Annotated in this window: 14 protein-coding genes and 1 tRNA gene; 7 read left to right on the plus strand and 8 right to left on the minus strand. The window is 52.2% G+C overall.

Going from position 1 to position 17387, the window contains the following annotated elements:
• Positions 1-11: 11 nt before the first annotated feature.
• From gshB to metK, 5 genes are all read right to left on the minus strand, one after another.
• Positions 12-1034, minus strand: coding sequence for a glutathione synthase (gshB, locus tag ACP5D0_RS01840; protein WP_472363851.1), 1023 nt, complete (start codon positions 1032-1034; stop codon positions 12-14).
• Complete coding sequence (gshA, locus tag ACP5D0_RS01845) at positions 1031-2347, minus strand: glutamate--cysteine ligase (protein WP_472363852.1); 1317 nt, start codon at positions 2345-2347, stop codon at positions 1031-1033. The genes gshB and gshA overlap by 4 nt, the downstream gene beginning before the upstream one ends.
• Positions 2348-2425: 78 nt before the next feature.
• Positions 2426-3160 carry a 16S rRNA (uracil(1498)-N(3))-methyltransferase gene (locus ACP5D0_RS01850; protein WP_472363853.1) on the minus strand — a complete coding sequence of 245 codons (735 nt, stop codon included), beginning with the start codon at positions 3158-3160 and terminating at the stop codon, positions 2426-2428.
• A 10-nt stretch (positions 3161-3170) separates the two neighbouring features.
• Entirely contained in the window at positions 3171-4028 is an 858-nt protein-coding gene (metF, locus tag ACP5D0_RS01855) for a methylenetetrahydrofolate reductase [NAD(P)H] (protein ID WP_472363854.1), read from the minus strand.
• A 78-nt stretch (positions 4029-4106) separates the two neighbouring features.
• Positions 4107-5264 (minus strand): methionine adenosyltransferase, encoded by a 1158-nt coding sequence (gene metK, locus ACP5D0_RS01860; RefSeq protein WP_472363855.1) that lies wholly within the window; start codon positions 5262-5264, stop codon positions 4107-4109.
• 368 nt (positions 5265-5632) lie between these two features.
• Here metK and ACP5D0_RS01865 point away from each other — a divergent pair, with 368 nt between their 5' ends.
• The gene (locus ACP5D0_RS01865) at positions 5633-7438 is read left to right on the plus strand and encodes an EAL domain-containing protein (RefSeq protein WP_472363856.1); all 1806 of its coding nucleotides are present in this window, start codon (positions 5633-5635) and stop codon (positions 7436-7438) included.
• 192 nt (positions 7439-7630) lie between these two features.
• Here the strand turns inward: ACP5D0_RS01865 and folB are convergent, their stop codons facing one another.
• Entirely contained in the window at positions 7631-8074 is a 444-nt protein-coding gene (folB, locus tag ACP5D0_RS01870) for a dihydroneopterin aldolase (protein ID WP_472363858.1), read from the minus strand.
• 129 nt (positions 8075-8203) lie between these two features.
• Here folB and plsY point away from each other — a divergent pair, with 129 nt between their 5' ends.
• Complete coding sequence (gene plsY, locus ACP5D0_RS01875) at positions 8204-8830, plus strand: glycerol-3-phosphate 1-O-acyltransferase PlsY (protein WP_472363864.1); 627 nt, start codon at positions 8204-8206, stop codon at positions 8828-8830.
• A 128-nt stretch (positions 8831-8958) separates the two neighbouring features.
• Here the strand turns inward: plsY and tsaD are convergent, their stop codons facing one another.
• The gene (tsaD, locus tag ACP5D0_RS01880; RefSeq protein ID WP_472363859.1) at positions 8959-10029 is read right to left on the minus strand and encodes a tRNA (adenosine(37)-N6)-threonylcarbamoyltransferase complex transferase subunit TsaD; all 1071 of its coding nucleotides are present in this window, start codon (positions 10027-10029) and stop codon (positions 8959-8961) included.
• 181 nt (positions 10030-10210) lie between these two features.
• Between tsaD and rpsU the strand changes: the two genes are divergently transcribed.
• From rpsU to rpoD, 4 genes are all read left to right on the plus strand, one after another.
• Positions 10211-10426: a 30S ribosomal protein S21 gene (rpsU, locus tag ACP5D0_RS01885; protein WP_029910194.1), complete on the plus strand. Its 216-nt coding sequence runs from the start codon at positions 10211-10213 to the stop codon at positions 10424-10426.
• 22 nt (positions 10427-10448) lie between these two features.
• The gene (locus ACP5D0_RS01890) at positions 10449-10898 is read left to right on the plus strand and encodes a GatB/YqeY domain-containing protein (protein ID WP_472363860.1); all 450 of its coding nucleotides are present in this window, start codon (positions 10449-10451) and stop codon (positions 10896-10898) included.
• A 132-nt stretch (positions 10899-11030) separates the two neighbouring features.
• Positions 11031-12782, plus strand: a complete 1752-nt coding sequence (gene dnaG, locus ACP5D0_RS01895) for a DNA primase (RefSeq protein WP_472363861.1) — start codon at positions 11031-11033, stop codon at positions 12780-12782.
• Positions 12783-12847: 65 nt separating this feature from the next.
• On the plus strand, positions 12848-14674 hold the full coding sequence (gene rpoD / locus ACP5D0_RS01900; RefSeq protein WP_472363862.1) for an RNA polymerase sigma factor RpoD: 1827 nt from the start codon (positions 12848-12850) through the stop codon (positions 14672-14674).
• A gap of 211 nt (positions 14675-14885) precedes the next feature.
• Here rpoD and ACP5D0_RS01905 read toward each other — a convergent pair whose 3' ends face one another.
• Positions 14886-16748, minus strand: a complete 1863-nt coding sequence (locus ACP5D0_RS01905; protein ID WP_472363863.1) for a cyclic nucleotide-binding domain-containing protein — start codon at positions 16746-16748, stop codon at positions 14886-14888.
• Between the two features lie 397 nt (positions 16749-17145).
• Between ACP5D0_RS01905 and ACP5D0_RS01910 the strand changes: the two genes are divergently transcribed.
• Positions 17146-17222, plus strand: a tRNA-Ile gene (locus ACP5D0_RS01910).
• The last annotated feature ends 165 nt before the right edge of the window (positions 17223-17387 follow it).

Raw genomic sequence — 17387 nt, forward strand, 5'->3', positions numbered from 1 at the left:
GGAGGCTGTGCTCAGTGCATCGTCTGGAAGCCATTGGGTTCCGCTGGGGTGGACTGGGTTTTGAGGTGGTTTTCGAGGTGATCGAATAGGGTGCCGGCGATATTAAGGTTGTATTGGGCGTCCAGTTCGCGAATGCAGGTGGGACTGGTGACGTTGATTTCGGTGATGTAGTCGCCGATGACGTCCAAGCCGACAAAATGCAGCCCTTTTTTTTGCAGCGTGGGCGCGATTTGTTGGCACAGCCAGTGGTCGCGCTCGTTTAAGGGCACGCCGACGCCGGTGCCGCCTGCGGCGATATTGCCACGGGTTTCGCCGTCGGCGGGAATACGCGCCAGCGCATAGGGGATGGGGTTGCCGTTCACGAGAAGAATGCGTTTGTCGCCCTGTTTGATTTCCGGTAGATACACCTGCGCCATAATGTGATGGCGGCCGTGGTCGGTCATGGTTTCCAGAATCACGTTGATATTGGGATCCTGAGCGGTCACGCGAAAAATGGAAGCACCGCCCATGGCGTCGAGCGGCTTGAGAATCACATCAAGATGGTCTTGAATAAAGTGTTTCAGGCGGGCGGCGTCGGCGGCCACTAGGGTGGGCGGAATGCAGTCCGGGAAATGGCTGGCAAAGAGTTTTTCGTTGGCGTCGCGCAGTGATTGCGGTTTGTTGACCACCAGCACGCCTTGGGTTTCCGCCAGTTCCAGCATCTGGGTGGCGTACAGATAGTCGTTATTGAAGGGCGGATCCTGACGGATAAAAAGAATGTCCAGTGACCCCAAGTCGGTTTCCTCACTGGCTCCGAAGCCATAGAATTGCGAGGTCACATCGCTTTGTGCTCTGTCCCAGACTTTGAGCTCGGCGGTTTCGGCAAAGGGGCGACCGTTTTTCAGAAACAGGTCGGTCGGCTCCATATAGAACAGCTTGTGACCGCGTCGCTGGGCTTCGAGCAGCATGGCGAAGGAGCTGTCTTTGTAGGGTTTGATGTCGGCAATCGGATCCATCACCATGCCGACTTTCAACTGCGTTGTCTCCGTGTTCATGAGGCCGCCTGGCTGTTGTCGGCTTCGCGCGTGGCATCGGCGATTTCGCGTGCGGCGGCCACCAGGGCTAACCGCGCCACCACGCCGTAAGCGTAGAAACGGTTGGGGCTGGCATCCGGCGATAGGCTTTGGTCGGGCATGACGCAGGCGGTTTCAAATGACAGCGGCTCAAAGTGCATCCCTGGCGAGTTGAGGTTGTCGGTCGCGGTTTTGCCGGTGTGAATGCGGTAAAAACCGCCGATGACCTGATTGTGCATCATATAGACCACCGGTTCCGCCACGGCTTCATTGACGGTTTCATAAGTGTAAACGCCTTCCTGCACCAGCATTTGCTTGGCTTGCAATCCTTCTTTGGCGGAGGACATTTTATTACGTTGTTTGCGGTTGAGATTGAGCACGTCTTCGGCGGTGTTCACCGACATAATCGCCATGCCGTAGGTGCCGCTGTCGGATTTAACAATGGCAAAGGGCTTGCAGTCGATGCCGTGCTGATCGTAATAACGTTGGGTTTCCTGCAGCACGGTGTTGACCGCTCCGGCGAGGCACTCCAATCCGGTGCGTTCCTTGAAATCCACCGGGCCGCACTGCAACGACATGGGGTTAATCAGCCAAGGGTCGATCTCGATGATGTCGGCAAATTCGGCGGAAACCCGAGTGTAGTGGTCGAAGTGTTCGGTTTTGTAGCGATCCGCCCAGCCGAGATCCAGCGGTGGCAACAGGGTTTGACCGATGTTTTCCAGAATTTCGGGGCGACCGCCGGACAGGTCGTTGTTGAGCAACACCGCGCAGGGGAAAAAGCCGTCCACGCCGACGCGGTCGTCCTGTCGTTGCAGTGGGTGGAGCACCAGCGTTTTGCCGGAAGGCAGGGGCAGTTCGGTGCGCTCGGTGATCTCCGGGTTGAGGCTGGCAATGTGCGCTTCGTAGCCGGCGGCGATGACAATTTCTTGCAATACCGCCAGGTTTTCCAGATAGAAGGTGTTGCGGGTGTGGTTTTCCGGTATCAGCAGCACCCCATCGGCAATGGGGCAGGCCTGGGTAATTGCGTTTTGAGCCGCCTGAATCGCCAGAGGTCGCAGCTCTGGGTGCAGATTGTTGAAACCGGCCGGAAACAGGTTGGTGTCCACTGGCGCGAGTTTGTAGCCGGCATTGCGCAAGTCCACCGAGGCGTAAAAAGGCGCAGGTGTGTGTTTGAACTGCTTGCGGAACCAGCCTTCAATTTCGGCCTGATGGCTTAAAAGGTGTTCTTCCAGCTCCAGAAGCGGGCCGGTGAGCGCGGTTTGCAGGTGGGGCACGGTGTTGGTGGAATGTGGCATAGTCTTCTCGGTGATCTCGAATTAGATGTTGGCTATTATACAAAATCGCCTGCGGATTGCGGGCGTGGCGGCAGAATTTTAAAAGTCGCCCCAGAGCGTCTGTAGGGCGGCCAGTATGACCGGTGCGGCGGTTTCGGTACGCAAAATGCGTGGGCCGAGCTGGATGGCGGTCAGTCCAGCCGCCATCGCCTGTTCGATTTCGCTGTCGCTGAGGCCGCCTTCGGGGCCGATCAGCAGGTGAATCGGCTGTTTCGCCAGGCCTGGATCCAGCGATTGCAGACGCTGTGTCGCCGTGGGGCTGAGCACCAGTCCGGTGGGCGACGGCGTGGTGTTTAACCAGGCCTGGTAGGTTTGCGGTAAGGCGACTTCTGGCACCACATTGCGATTGGACTGTTCGCAGGCGTGAATGACGATGTCTTGCCATTGGCCTTGCTTTTTTGCCAGTTTGTCGTCACTGAGTTTGACATCGCAGCGTTCGGTGAACAGCGGTTGAATGCGGGTGATACCGAGTTCGACCGCTTTCTGTAAGCTGTAGTCCATGCGATCGCCTTTGGAAATGCCTTGCAGTAGCACGGTTTCCAACGGTGATTCGGTGACGGGTGTCGCGGTACTTTCAATGCCCACTTCGGCGCTGCGGCGACTGGTGTGCATCAACCTGGCTTGGGCACAGGTGCCTTTTCCGTCAAAGAGCTCGACCGGCCGATCGTGTTTTAGGCGTAACACAGTTAAGGCGTAATGGGACTGGTCTTTGTCCAGTGGCAGGGTCTGTCCGGCGGTCAGTTGGGCGGGCAGGTAAAAGCGTGGGATGCGCACGGCGTGACCCTCAGCGGTCTTTAAAGGTGAGGTTTTTGACGATATGGCGCACCGGAGCCGACTGGTTCATGCTGTAAAAGTGCAGTCCCGGAGCGCCCGCATCCAGCAGACGTTGCGACAATTCGCTGACCACGTCTTCGCCGAACGCCAGCAGGCCTGGTAAATCGTCGTCAAAGCTTTCCAAACGGCACTTCAGCCAGCGCGGCACTTCCGCACCGCAGCCTTCCGAGAAGCGAATGAGGTTTTCATAATTGGTAATCGGCATAATGCCCGGCACAATCGGCAGGTCAATGCCGGCGCGTTCGCAGTTGTCGATAAAGTAGCGATAGCTGTCCACATTGTAAAAATACTGGGTGATGGCCGAATCGGCACCTTGATCGACCTTGTGCTTGAACCATTTGATGCCGACATCGCAGTTACGCGCTTGTGGATGGGTTTCCGGGTAGGCAGCCACTTCCAGCTTAAAGGTGTCGCCGCGCTCGCGGCGGATAAAGGCCACCAGATCGCTGGCGTATTTGAATTCGCCCGGATCCATCATGCCGGACGGCAGATCGCCGCGCAGTGCGACAATGCGCTTGATGCCCATGGCTTCATAGGTGTCGAGCAGTTCCAGCACACTGTCTTCGGAGGCACCGACACAGGTGAGGTGCGGTGCCGCTTGCTGATCGGTCTGGGTCTGGATGTAACGAACCGTTTCCAGGGTGCGGTTTTGGGTGGTGCCGCCTGCGCCATAGGTGACGGACATGTATTCCGGCTGAATGGGTTTGAGTTCTTCAATGACGGTTTTGAGTTTATCCATGCCTTTTTCGGTGCGGGGCGGAAAAAACTCTAGGCTGATGTGCTGTTCGTAGCGTTGTTGTGATTGCATTGGAGGTTTCCTTTGCGTTGTCCATTGTGGGCTCTGGTTGCCACAGCGATTCGGTTGGAACCGCTGGGCGCGGGTGCATTACAGACCGGCGTCGGCTTTCAGAATGGCGGCCTTGTCGGTTTTTTCCCAAGTGAATTCCGGTTCTTCACGGCCAAAGTGGCCATAAGCCGCGGTTTTTTGATAAATCGGGCGGTAGAGATCCAGCATTTTGATCAGGCCTTTCGGGCGCAGATCGAAATGCTCGCGCACCAAACGTTCAATGAGGTCGATGGCGACTTTTTCCGTGCCGAAGGTGTCGATGCTGATGGAGGTTGGCTCCGCCACGCCGATGGCATAGGAAATCTGAATTTCGCACTTATCCGCCAGGCCTGCGGCGACGATGTTTTTCGCCACATAACGTCCGGCATAGGCGGCGGAGCGATCGACTTTTGAAGGGTCTTTCCCAGAAAAGGCGCCGCCGCCATGACGCGCCATGCCGCCGTAGGTGTCGACAATGATTTTACGCCCGGTCAAGCCGGCATCGCCGACCGGCCCGCCGATGATGAAACGTCCAGTCGGATTGATATGATATTGCGTGTCGGCATGGAGCCACTCGCTTGGCAGCACCGGCTGGATGATTTCTTCCATCACCGCTTCGTGCAAATCTGCATTGTGGATGTCTGGCGAATGCTGGGTGGACAATACCACGGCATCAATGGCGACCGGCTGACCGTTTTCATAGCGTAAGGTGACTTGGCTTTTTGCGTCCGGTCTCAGCCAGCTCAATTGGCCGGACTTGCGGCAGTCGGCCTGTTTTTCCATCAAACGGTGGGCGTAGAAAATTGGCGCGGGCATGAGTACATCGGTTTCGTTGGAAGCGTAACCGAACATCAAACCCTGGTCGCCAGCGCCTTGTTCGTGCTCTGAGGTTTCATCCACGCCCTGGGCGATTTCCGGCGATTGTTTGCCAATGGAGCTGAGTACGGCGCAGGTGCTGCCGTCAAAACCGAGATCACCGTGGTCGTAGCCGATGTCGTTGACCACTTTGCGCACCAATTCTTCCTGATCGACCCAGGCTTCGGTGGTGATCTCGCCGCCGAGCATGACCATGCCGGTTTTCACAAAGGTTTCGCAAGCGACACGGGCTTTCGGGTCTTGCGCCAGAATGGCGTCGAGCATGGCATCGGAGATTTGGTCGGCGATTTTATCTGGATGGCCTTCGGAAACGGATTCAGACGTAAACACTGTGGTGGTCATAGATAACTGTCCTCAAGTTCAAAATATTGCAAAGTTGAGATACGGAATATCAGGCGGGAAGGTGTGAACAAGCTCCTCGCTTTAGCCGTACTTATTTAGGCGCCCGCAAGCTGATGAGTCAAATCGGCGCTAGGCGCAATTTTCGTTAAATTGTGCGTCGGATGCAAGTTTTTTATTGGATTTTCGGTGATTTAGGCTTGGTTTTATTAAGGAAATTGCCGGGTTGGTTGCAAGACCGTTGCCGGGATGATTTGTTCGAATATCATCAAACTGTCATATTTGCGATATTGGCTTTTTGTTACCATCTGCTGCAAATTGGGTTTTTCGGCATGATGCTTTGAGGACGGAGAGTTTAAACGGAGTGAGTCGTGGAAAGAGTGACTTTGCCGGAAGCGAAATGCTCCGGCTTACAACATTCGCCATTGGGTCGGGAATTGAAAGATATTTTCGATCACCACCGAATTCAAACACATTTTCAGCCGATTGTCGGCCTGAAAACGCGTTCCGTGTTTGCGTTCGAAGCCTTAACGCGCGGACCGGATAATTCCGCCCTGTATTCGCCCGCTCATCTGTTTCGTTTGGCATCGGATCACGGTTGCTTGTTGGAAATGGATTTGATGGCCCGCTGGGTGTCCATCAAAAACTTTATGAAATCGGTGGCGCAACATCAGAATCAGGTGAAGCTGTTCTTGAATGTGTCGGTCAGTTCGTTGATGAATGTTGACCATCGTTCCGGTTTGACGCTGGATTGCTTGAATTATTATGGTTTGAATATCCATCAAGTGGTGATTGAAATCACCGAATTGCAGCCGGTGGAGGACAGTGATTTGTTTTTAAATGCCATTCAGCACTACCGCAAAATGGGGTTTAAGGTCGCCATTGACGACTTGGGGTCCGGTTACAACGGTTTGAAGCTGTGGTCGGAGGTCAAACCCGATTTCGTTAAAATCGACAAGCACTTCATCGCCGACATCGACAAGCAAGCCGACAAGTATCGGTTTATGGAAACCATTCTGACATTGGCGAAGAGCCTCGGCACCAAAATCATCGCCGAAGGGGTGGAAACCGAAGCCGAGTTGCAGGTTTTGGAAAAACTGGGCGTGGATTTTGTGCAGGGGTATCTGTTGAAACGCCCGTCGCCCTCCACCGCTTTGACGCTGGATTACAAGTGGAACGAAGTCGTTCAGGATGTGACCAACCCGAAAGAAACGGTCAAGCTGTTGTGCCGGGAAGCGTTCACCATGCCGTTGGACACCACCATCGATCAGATGACGGATGAACTGCTGCACCGTCCCGGTGTGGATGATGTGCCGATTGTCGAAAAAGGCCGGGTGCACGGCATGGTGTGGCGACGCGAATTGACCGAACTGTTGGCGAGTAAGTTCGGGCGCGATTTGCACGGCCGTAAAAACATTGCCAAATTGATGGACCCGTCACCATTGGTGTTTGATATCAATACGCCGTTGGTGGAGGCGAGTCGGGAAATCACTGAAAACGGTTCCTACGATAAGGGCACCTTTATTTTGACCGATAAGGGCAATTACAAAGGCTGTGGTTCCTTTATGGAATTGTTGCGGGTCATCACCGACTTGAAAATCCGCAGTGCGCAGTACGCCAATCCGCTGTCCGGTTTACCGGGCAATGTGCCGATTCAAACCATGATTCAACAGTATCTTGACCGCCAATCACCGTTTGTGGTGATTTACGTCGACGTCGATAACTTTAAACCTTACAACGACTATTACAGTTTTGAGCAGGGCGATCAGGTCATCGGCAAGCTGGCCAGCGTGCTCAAACAGTCGGTGATTTCGCAGGAGGAGGCGTTTGTCGGTCATGTTGGCGGGGACGATTTTGTGATCGTTTTTTCGGATATGGATTATGAACTGGTGTGTCAACGTATTTTAAAGGGATTTCAGTTGGCCACTCAGGAATTTTACACGGCGGAAGATTATCAGCGTGGCGGCATTCATGCCGAAAATCGTGAGGGTGAGCAAGCGTTCTTTCCGATGATGTCGTTGTCGCTGGGGGTGTTGCTGGCGTATCCTGAGGTGTTTGAGCATACGCAAAAGCTTTCGTCTTATGCGACTCGGGCGAAAAAGGGTGCCAAAGCGCAGGGCGGTAATACCTTCTTTGTGCTGGACTCCCGAGAAGTGGCCTTGAAAAGCGCTTCATGAAAATAACCAGGCCTGGCGAAATATTCGAGTTAACCCGGAAATTTACCTTCGGTTTCTTCGATTCATAAATTTGCGCCAAAATCGCGCAGAACCTTGTTTTCACAAGGAAATTTTCGAAGAAGTGTCGACTCCACGATTACGACCGACTGAGAAAATATGGCTTGTGGAATCAAGGGGCAAGCGAGATGGTGCCTAATTTATGAATTTTTCGGGTTGAGGGCGCGTGCGTTCCAGTATAAGGCCGACGGAATCGGCTTCGGTAATGGCGTTGGGTTTGTGCAATGTTAATTGAATGTGTGTGACGCCACTGTGCTCGGCAAAGATGTGCTGGCAAATGTGTTCGGCCAACGCTTCGATCAAATCGTAGCGACTGGCTTCGGTGAGCTGGATGATCTCATCGCAAATCGCTTTGTAATTTACCGTGTCTTCTAAGGCATCCGTTTGTGCCGCTCGGCTGAGGTTGGTGCTGAGTTGTAAGTCCCATATCAGCGGTTGTTTAAACTGCTTTTCCCAGTCGAAGACGCCGATCACGGCTTGCGTTTTCAGTCCCGTTATAAAAATTCGATCCCGATCCCGATCCCGATTCTGTAAGCCTGTGTTTGAGTCTTTAAGTGAGTCCGTGCGTGTGGGCGTCATGCGTTTTATTCCAGTCTGTTTGGTCTGAGGTGCGAAGGAGGTGAAATTCATTCGAAATTGTCGTCGATGGCGTTAAAATACCACATCTCAACTGAAAAAGGATGATCGGTGGAACTGTTTACCATTCAAATGTTATCGCTCTTGGCCGCCTATGGCTTGGGTTCGCTGTCGTCAGCGATTATTGTCTGCCGTTTGATGGGGTTGGGCGACCCGCGTCAGGATGGTTCCGGCAATCCGGGGGCCACGAATGTTCAGCGACTTTACGGTGGCAAGCCGGCGGCGATTACATTGGTCGGCGATGTTTTAAAAGGCTGGGTGCCGGTGGCGCTGGCCAGTGCCGCTGGTTGGTCGCCTTTATGGATGATTCTGCTGGGGCTGGCCAGTTTTATCGGCCATCTGTATCCGCTGTTTTTCGGTTTTCGCGGCGGCAAGGGTGTGGCGACCATGCTGGGTGTGATGTTTGGTTTGTCGCTGCCCATTGGGTTGGCGGTGGCGGCCACTTGGCTGTTTGTCGCCAAGGTGTTGAAAATATCGTCGTTGTCGGCATTGGTGGCGACGGCGCTGGCGCCCGTGTATATTTATTTTTTGGCGGACGGTGAAATGGCTTGGGTGTGGGGCACGGCCTGGATGACGTTGATGCTGTTCTGGCGTCATCGCAGCAATATCGAGCGCTTGCTGAAAGGGGAGGAGGATTTGATCCGAAAAACCAAACCGAGCGATGGGGCGGATTCGTCGCGTTCGTCTGAGAATTCATAGTTTCATTATAAAGCGCCACGCAAAAGGCATTACTATTAAAGCATGACAATCGTCAGGCCTGGTGAATTTCGAACCGTCTGTAATGTGACCGCTTGAAGCGGATCGAGAGAATATCGAATCAGCCGTTGTTAATCAATGTCAGCGTCAATCGGTGTCAGGCTTTCCAGATCCCAGCGCGGGGTGCAGGCAAAATTGAGGTCATCGGCCTGCCCTGCTGCGAGACGCTTTGAACCCGCATAAGCAATCATAGCACCATTATCGGTGCAGAATTCCAATCGTGGAAAAAACACCTCACCGTGCCGCTTTTGCATTAGGCCGGTCAATTGTTGGCGAATTTCGCGGTTGGCGCTGACTCCGCCGGAGACCACTAAGCGATTCAGGCCTTCTTGATCAAGTGCGCGTTTGCATTTAATGCGCAACGTATCCGCCACCGCCATTTCAAAGGCACGGCAAATGTCGGCTTGAGTCTGTTCGCTGGCGTCGTTTTCATCTTTGGCTTTTAGCCAAGTGTTCAGTGTAAAGGTTTTCAGGCCGCTGAAACTCATGTCGAGGCCGGGGCGATCCACCATCGGACGTGGAAATTTGTAGCGGTCCGAAACACCCTGCAAGGCGCGTTTCGAGACTTCCGGGCCGCCCGGATAGCCCAGGCCAAGCATTTTGGCGGTTTTATCGAACGCTTCTCCGGCGGCGTCGTCTAGGGTGTCGCCCAGTAAGCGATAACGTCCGATGCCGTCCACGCGGATAATCATACTGTGGCCGCCGGAGACCAATAAACAAATAAATGGAAATGTCGGTTGGGTGTCTTCCAGCATGGGGGCGAGCAAATGGCCTTCCATGTGGTGGACACCAATGGCGGGCACTTGCCAGGCAAAAGCGAGGCTGCGAGCCACCGCCGCGCCGGACAGCAAGGCACCCATCAGCCCCGGGCCTCGGGTGTAAGCAATGCCGGTGATGTCGGTGGACGAAGCGCCAGCGTCGTTTAAGGTTTCGCGGATGAGGGGGAGAATTTTTCGCACATGATCGCGCGAGGCCAGTTCCGGCACCACGCCGCCATATTCTGCGTGCATTTTGACTTGGCTGTATAAGGTGTGCGCCAACAAACCTTTTTCCGAATGATAGAGGGCGATGCCGGTTTCGTCACAGGAGGTTTCAATGCCGAGCGTTAGGCTGGGTTGTGTCGCTTGTCGGGGTGTCTGCATGCTGTTTTAACGTCCTGATACACGAGCCATAAAGGCGCAAATTCTAACAAAAATAATGCAAATAGCCGAAGTTTTGTTTGCAAAGTGCCGCGCATGATTTTATAATTCGCATTTTCCTGGTTTTCCACGTTAAATTTGCTCGCCGAAAACCGTAAAACGAATTTTAAACAAAGAGTTGATTATGCCAAGCGTAAAAGTAAGAGATACCGAACCATTTGACGTCGCGTTACGTCGTTTCAAGCGTGCTTGCGAAAAAGCCGGTGTTCTGACCGAGTCTCGTAAGCGTGAGTTTTATGAAAAGCCTACTTGGGCGAAAAAGCGCATGAAAGCAGCGGCTGTGAAGCGTTTGGCCAAGCGTCTGTCACGCGAAAATCGTCGTACCACACGCCTTTACTAAGCGCGATTCGGGATAGAATGAAATGTCTGAACTGAAAGCCACCCTGACGGCCGCGATGAAAGCGGCGATGAAGGCGAAAGAAAAAGAGCGCCTTGCGGTGATTCGCGCCATGCTGGCGGCCATCAAGCAAGTTGAGGTGGATAACCAAACCACGCTGGAAGACGATGCGGAAGTGCTGCCGATTCTGGATAAGATGCTCAAGCAAAGACGCGATTCGCACCAGCAGTATCTGGATGCGGACAGACCGGAATTGGCGGAGCAGGAAGCGTATGAAATGTCCGTTATTCAAACCTTTTTGCCGCAGGCTTTAACGGAAGCGGAAATCGCACAGATGATTGATGCCGCCGTGACCGAAGCGGGTGCCGCTACCATGCAGGACATGGGCAAGGTCATGGGGTTGTTAAAGCCGAAAATGCAAGGACGCGCCGATATGGCGGAAGTCAGTAAGTTGATTAAGTCCAAGCTTGGCTAAACGCATCCCATTTTAAGGTCGGCCATCATTCAGTCAACCCGCAGGTGTACACATCTGCGGGTTTTTGCGTTTTAGGGCTTGTGTATTGTTCTGTGGATAAGGTGTGTTCAGATTTGAGTAGGGAGTGGTGCAGTGGTTGAAAAATCGCCTAAAGGCAGTATTCCGCGTTCATTTATTGAGGACTTGCTGGCGCGCGCGGATATTGTGCAGCTGATTAACCAGCGTGTGCCGCTGAAAAAAGCCGGGAGCACCTACAAAGCCTGTTGCCCATTTCACGATGAAAAAACCCCTTCTTTCAATGTGAACCCGCAAAAGCAGTTTTACCATTGCTTCGGCTGTGGAGCCAGTGGCGATGCCATCAAGTTTCTGACGGAATACGACGGTTTGACATTCGTTGAAGCGGTTGAAACGCTGGCGGCAATGAACGGCATGGCGGTGCCGCGCGAGAAGCTCACTCCTAAAGCGGCGCAACAACAGCAAGCTCGGCGCGATTTATACGATGTGATGCATGCGGTCACCAAATTTTATCGTCAACAACTTAAAAGCCATCCGGCTTCCGAAGCCGCTAAGCAGTACCTAAAGCAGCGTGGTTTGACTTCCGATATTGCCAAAACCTTTGTCATTGGTTTTGCCCCACCGGGATGGGAGAGTTTGGTGTCTGGCCTGAATGCCGACAATACCCTGAAAAATCAGCTGGTGGAAGCCGGTATGTTGGTGCAAAAAGACGACGGTAAGACCTATGACCGTTTTCGGCAACGGATTATGTTTCCGATCCGGGACGGACGGGGGCGAGTGGTGGCCTTCGGTGGGCGGGTACTGACCCCCGAAGACCAGCCTAAGTACTTGAATTCGCCGGAAACCCCCATATTCCATAAGACGCACACCTTGTATGGTCTGTATGAAATGCGCCAATCGCGCGAAAACCCAGACCATATTCTCGTCGTGGAAGGGTACATGGATGTGGTGGCCTTGGCGCAATTTGGTATTCGCAATGCGGTAGCGACTTTGGGAACGGCGATTACAGTAGAGCATTTAGACATTCTTTTTCGTCAAGTGAATGAAGTGGTTTTCTGTTTTGATGGGGATGAGGCGGGAAAAAAAGCGGCTTGGAAAGCTTTCGAACTGGTGCTGCCGCAACTGGTGGAAACGCGATCTGTGCGTTTTATGTTTTTGGCGCAGGGAGAAGACCCTGATTCCATGGTGCGCCAAAATGGCGTGGCGGGGTTTCGCCAAAGCGTGAAGGATGCGTTGACCTTGTCGGATTTTATGTTTAAGGGGTTGATCGGTCGCTTGAGCCTACCGGTTTCCACCGCTGAAGGTCAGCAGCAGTTGATCGCTTTAGCCAAACCTTACATTGCCTCCGCCCCGGGTGCTTGGCCAGACCTGTTGACTAAAGTCTTGTCGGATTATGTTGAAATGCCGGTCTGGCGTTTGGGGCAGGTGATGGGCATTCGGGTGTCGTCTACTTTTAAAAAAGCGAATACGAAAGCCGCCCCCCCTGTGAATCTAAAAGCCCGAAGCGTGGTGTTGAAGTTGATTCGCATATTATTGAGTCGCCCAGCTTGGGCAATGGTTTTTTCCGACTCTTTGATGGCGGATCTCAAGGTTTCTGACAATGCCGAATATCGGTTTCTGGCACAGGTGTTGCAAGTGTTGCGCGATCACAATTGTGTGGCGGAAGCGGTTACGGCCTGGCTGCAAGAACCGAATCGCGCGCGCGTGCTGGCGCAAGTGAATGCGGTTGAAATACAAGACACCGAAACCTTTTTGAACGGTGAGTTTCGAGCGATTACCGAGCGGATTGCCAGCGAAATGGAAAAAGCGCATAAAAAAAGGGCGTTGATGGAAACCGTAATGAGTGCAACCCCCGAGTCTGACGGATGAATTTTTCGGGTTAGATTAAATTTCAAATTTTTCGTTGAAAATTGAGTATAATTTTCTGTTCTTTTTTGGAAGGGTGGCCTTCCTTAGAATCAAATACTGGGGCAAAGATGACAAGAGTAGAGCGTAAACAGCAGTTAATCGACTTGATTGAAAGAGCCAAGGATCTGGGCTACTTGACGTTTTCCGATGTGAACGATGTTCTGCCGGACGACATTGAAGAAGATCAGCTCGGGCAGGTATTGACGATTCTAAGGGATTTCGGGATTCAATTGTTTGAGTCGGCTCCCGATGCCGATGAGCTTTTGACGAAAGAGGGTGAAACCTTTGACGACGCGGCCGCTGAAGCGGCCATACTGGCCTTGGCGGAAGTGGATGCCGAGTTCGGTCGCACCACCGATCCCGTGCGGATGTATATGCGCGAAATGGGTTCGGTCGAACTGTTGACGCGTCAGGGCGAGGTTGAGATTGCCAAGCGCATTGAATACGGCATTCGCGACATGCTTGAAGCCATGGCGAAATACCCAGTGGTGGCCACTGAGTTGCTGGATGCCTTTGCGCGTATTGAAGACGGTGAAGGCAAAACCGCCGATTTGATCCAGGGATTTGTGCGTCCGGCGGATTTGGTGGATATTCCGATTGAAGAATTGTCACCGGACAACGACTCGGGCGAGCCGAAAGAAGATGGCATTAACCCGGAAGAGCTGGAAGCCTTTTTACAAAATTTGGCAGAGGTCAACGAGACCACCTTAAAAATCGAAGCTGAAAAAGGCTATACCCATCCGGATGCCATTAAACACCGGCAAAAAGTGGTGGAATTGCTGGCGTCCGTTAAGTTGTCGCCGGTGTTTGTCAACCGCATGATTAAATCGGTTAAGCTTAAGATTTCCGCCATTCGCGAACAGGAGCGTCATATTGTGAATGCCGCCATGCGCCAAACTGGCATTGCACGTCCCAGTTTTCTGAAAGCGTTTGTGGGCTCTGAAACCGATTACACCCTGGTCGATCGTCTAAAAGAGTCGCACGCGGATGAAGCCGATGTTTTGGAGACGGTGCGTGGGGATGTCAAGCGAGCGCAAAAGCGACTGGTGATGATTGAAAAAGCAGAAAAAATGCCGATCAGTGAGTATAAAGCGGTTTATAAAACTCTCAGTAAGGCGGAAAGTCAGGCGCGGGTGGCTAAGCGTGAAATGATCGAAGCCAATTTGCGCTTGGTGATTTCCATCGCCAAAAAATACACTAACCGTGGTCTGCAATTCTTGGACTTGATTCAGGAAGGCAATATCGGTTTGATGAAAGCGGTGGAAAAGTTCGAATACCGTCGTGGTTATAAATTCTCCACTTACGCCACCTGGTGGATTCGTCAGGCCATCACCCGCTCGATTGCCGACCAGGCGCGTACCATCCGTATCCCGGTGCACATGATTGAAACCATCAACAAGCTGAACCGTATCCAGCGTCAGTTGTTGCAGAAAATGGGGCGTGAACCGACGCCGGAAGAATTGGCCGAAGAAATGGAAATGCCGGAAGACAAGGTTCGCAAAGTGATGAAAATCGCCAAAGAACCGATTTCCATGGAAACGCCGGTCGGTGACGATGAAGATTCTTCATTGGGTGACTTTATCGAAGATTCCAATATCCTGTCACCTCAGGATTCCGCCGACTTGGAAGGCATGGGCGAAACCGTGCGCGAAATGCTCAGCACTCTGACGCCGCGCGAAGCCAAAGTGTTGCGTATGCGTTTCGGTTTGGGCATGAACACCGATCACACGTTGGAAGAAGTGGGCAAGCAGTTTGACGTGACGCGTGAGCGTATCCGTCAAATCGAAGCCAAAGCCCTGCGCAAGCTGCGTCATCCGAGCCGTGCCGAGCGGCTGAAAAGCTTTTTAGAGTAATTCGCTCGGTCATTCTGCCGAGCAGACACCATGATCATTTTGCAGGGCGTTTATTCGTCCTGCTTTTCAAATCTATCAAACGGCCAGGCCTGGTTGTTTCAATTCGACTGCACAACTCATAACGAACACCACAAGTGATGATGGCTTGAATTCAGCAGCCTTGATTTCAGCACTTTAGATTTCAGAACGATTGATTTCAGAACGATTGATTTCAGAACCCAGGGTAAACATTTGGGTTGAAACTCAAAGCGGCAATAAAGCCAATTAATGTCACGAATCCAATCACGGAGCCGCCTTTGTAATAGGCTTCCGGCAACATGGTTTCGGAGATTACCGTGAGCATCGCACCGGCGGCAATGCCGCTGATGATCGCGAGTGTCGAAGCCGAAGCCTCCACAAAGACGACGCTGCCAATGGCGGCACCAACGGCGGTCAGCACCATCAAGGAACCCCAAGCGGCCAGAACCGTTGAAAAGCGGATGCCTTGATTGCGCATACTGGCGGAACTCGACAAAGCCTCCGGGTAGTTGGATAAAAACAACCCGGCAATTAGGCTCATACTGAGCAGAGCCTCGCTGGAGACGTGTGCCCCTATGACGAGGGATTCCGGTATGCCGTCCAGAAAAATGCCCAGCCAAATGGCGAGATAAGCCGCCGTGTGTTGTTTCGGTTTGAGGTTGTATTCGTTCAAGTTAGGCATTTTGCCGGGAACCAGTGACTTAACCGATTGACGAATCCATTTTTCCGCTTGCAAAGCAGGGATTCGCTGTTCGGTTTGCAGGTATTTAGCAATGTTTTCCGATCTTAAAAACGTCTCGAATTGTGCTTTCAGGGTGTGGTGTTGAAACAGTAATGCTTCAAAATCTTCTTTGGTGATGATCCAGTATTCGATGTCGGTTTCCGCTAGGGCGGTAGAGGCTTTGACCCCGCCCACGCAAAAAGCGCCAACGCCAAAAAAAGCCCCGGGTTCAAGCGAAACGGGGACTTCACGTTTTTGTGCCGGGTCAATTAACGAAACACGCCCGCTTTCCAAAAGGTAGAGCCGATCCCCGGCACCGCCCTTTTTAAATAAGGCTTCCCCCGCTTTCAGACGGCGAAACTGCATCATCCGTGCCACCTCTGGGTAAAGCAAGGGGCTGATTTTCGCCAGAACGGAAAAGCGCTGCGTGTTTTTAAGTCGCTCCATCGCCACAGCAGGATTGGCCTCTTGGCTGACGGAGGGGCTTAATTGGTGCTCGGTTTCGATTTGGCGAATGATTTGAGACAGTTTGGATTTTGCTGCCGTTTCGCTAAACCCGTGGCGGGTTTGCAGATAGTGCACCATTTCTGAATTCAAGCCTTGATCAGACTGATAGTATTCAATCAACTTTTTTCTGAAGGTGGGTGACCGTTCCAGCAACGCATTGAATCGGTCACGACTGAGCTGCCAAACGGAAACATCCGTTCTCGCGACCGCCATGGTCGCATTGGCCTGACTGGTGAAAAATGCCATGCGTCCGAAGGCATCCTGTTCATCCAGCCCGATAATGGTTTTTAAGCCCATTTTCGGGTCTTGCAGGCTGACTTCGCCGCGTTGAATCAAATAAAACATATTGTGGGCGTCGCCATGATGGTAAAAAACTTTCCCCGCCGGATAAGAGCAAATCTTGATTTCCTGTAATAACGCTTGCTTGTCCTCTGTGGAAAGGTCTTTGAAAAAACTCAGGCGATTAAGCGATCCTAAAAAAGCCAGTTCTTGAGCCTTTTGCTGGCGGCGTAAAAACTGAATGGCTGTGGCGGTTTTGCGTAAAAAAGCGCCGCGTTCATTGAGGATTTTATTCAGTAACAGATAAATCAAACTGCCGATAATCGCCCCAACACTGACTTCCAGAAATAACCCGTCCTGCATCGCCGGGCTGAACAAATCAATGGTCACCGCCGAAAGCAGTGCCCCAGCCCCAAATGCCATTAACCAAGCCAAAGAGCGATCTGACGGTTGCCAGACAAGCGTGGTTAAGGTGCCCAGCGGCAAAGATGCGGCGCTTAATAGCCCCATGAAAAAAGCAAAATAAATAAAGGATTCAAATTCCCACATTGGCGATAATTCTGTCGTTTGGTTGATTTATCGTATTATGGCGCAAAAACTGTGACACGGGTGTGAAGACTTGCCAATGGGAAGCGGTATATGCTCAGATTGATTTTGCCAGGCCTGGTAAAATTGGGCATTCAATCATTCAATAACCCCAATGATGTATTGCGCGGTGTTGGCCTTGGCCAAGGCGCTGAATCAGCGGCCATACGGTGTGAAGTGAGTCACTTTCGCGGAGGAGAGCTGTTTAGACCCCTCTGATTTGTCATCGAATCAAAAAAACAGGATGAAATCACAGCCATTTTCTTTATAATATCGACCTCTTAAACCTTTTAGACCTTTATGACGACGAATTGTCGATTATTCTGTAAACCATAAAGATCTCACTATTGCATATCCCTTCGCCTCCTTAGCTCAGTTGGTTAGAGCACCCGACTCATAATCGGTAGGTCCTGTGTTCAAGTCACAGAGGAGGCACCATTTATTTTTCTTTATTTTCAGTAACTTAGTAAGTATTCTTCTTTTGCTGTTCTGGTTCTTATTTTTTCTATGTACCACCTATGTACCAACTGGATTGAAAACAGGCACAGAAAAACCGCATTGAAGCGGTTAGGCTTTGTGAGTTCAGTGGTGATTATGGAGAGG

The sequence above is a fragment of the Hydrogenovibrio sp. genome (assembly GCF_049975065.1).
In the GTDB taxonomy this organism is placed as follows: Bacteria; Pseudomonadota; Gammaproteobacteria; order Thiomicrospirales; family Thiomicrospiraceae; genus Hydrogenovibrio.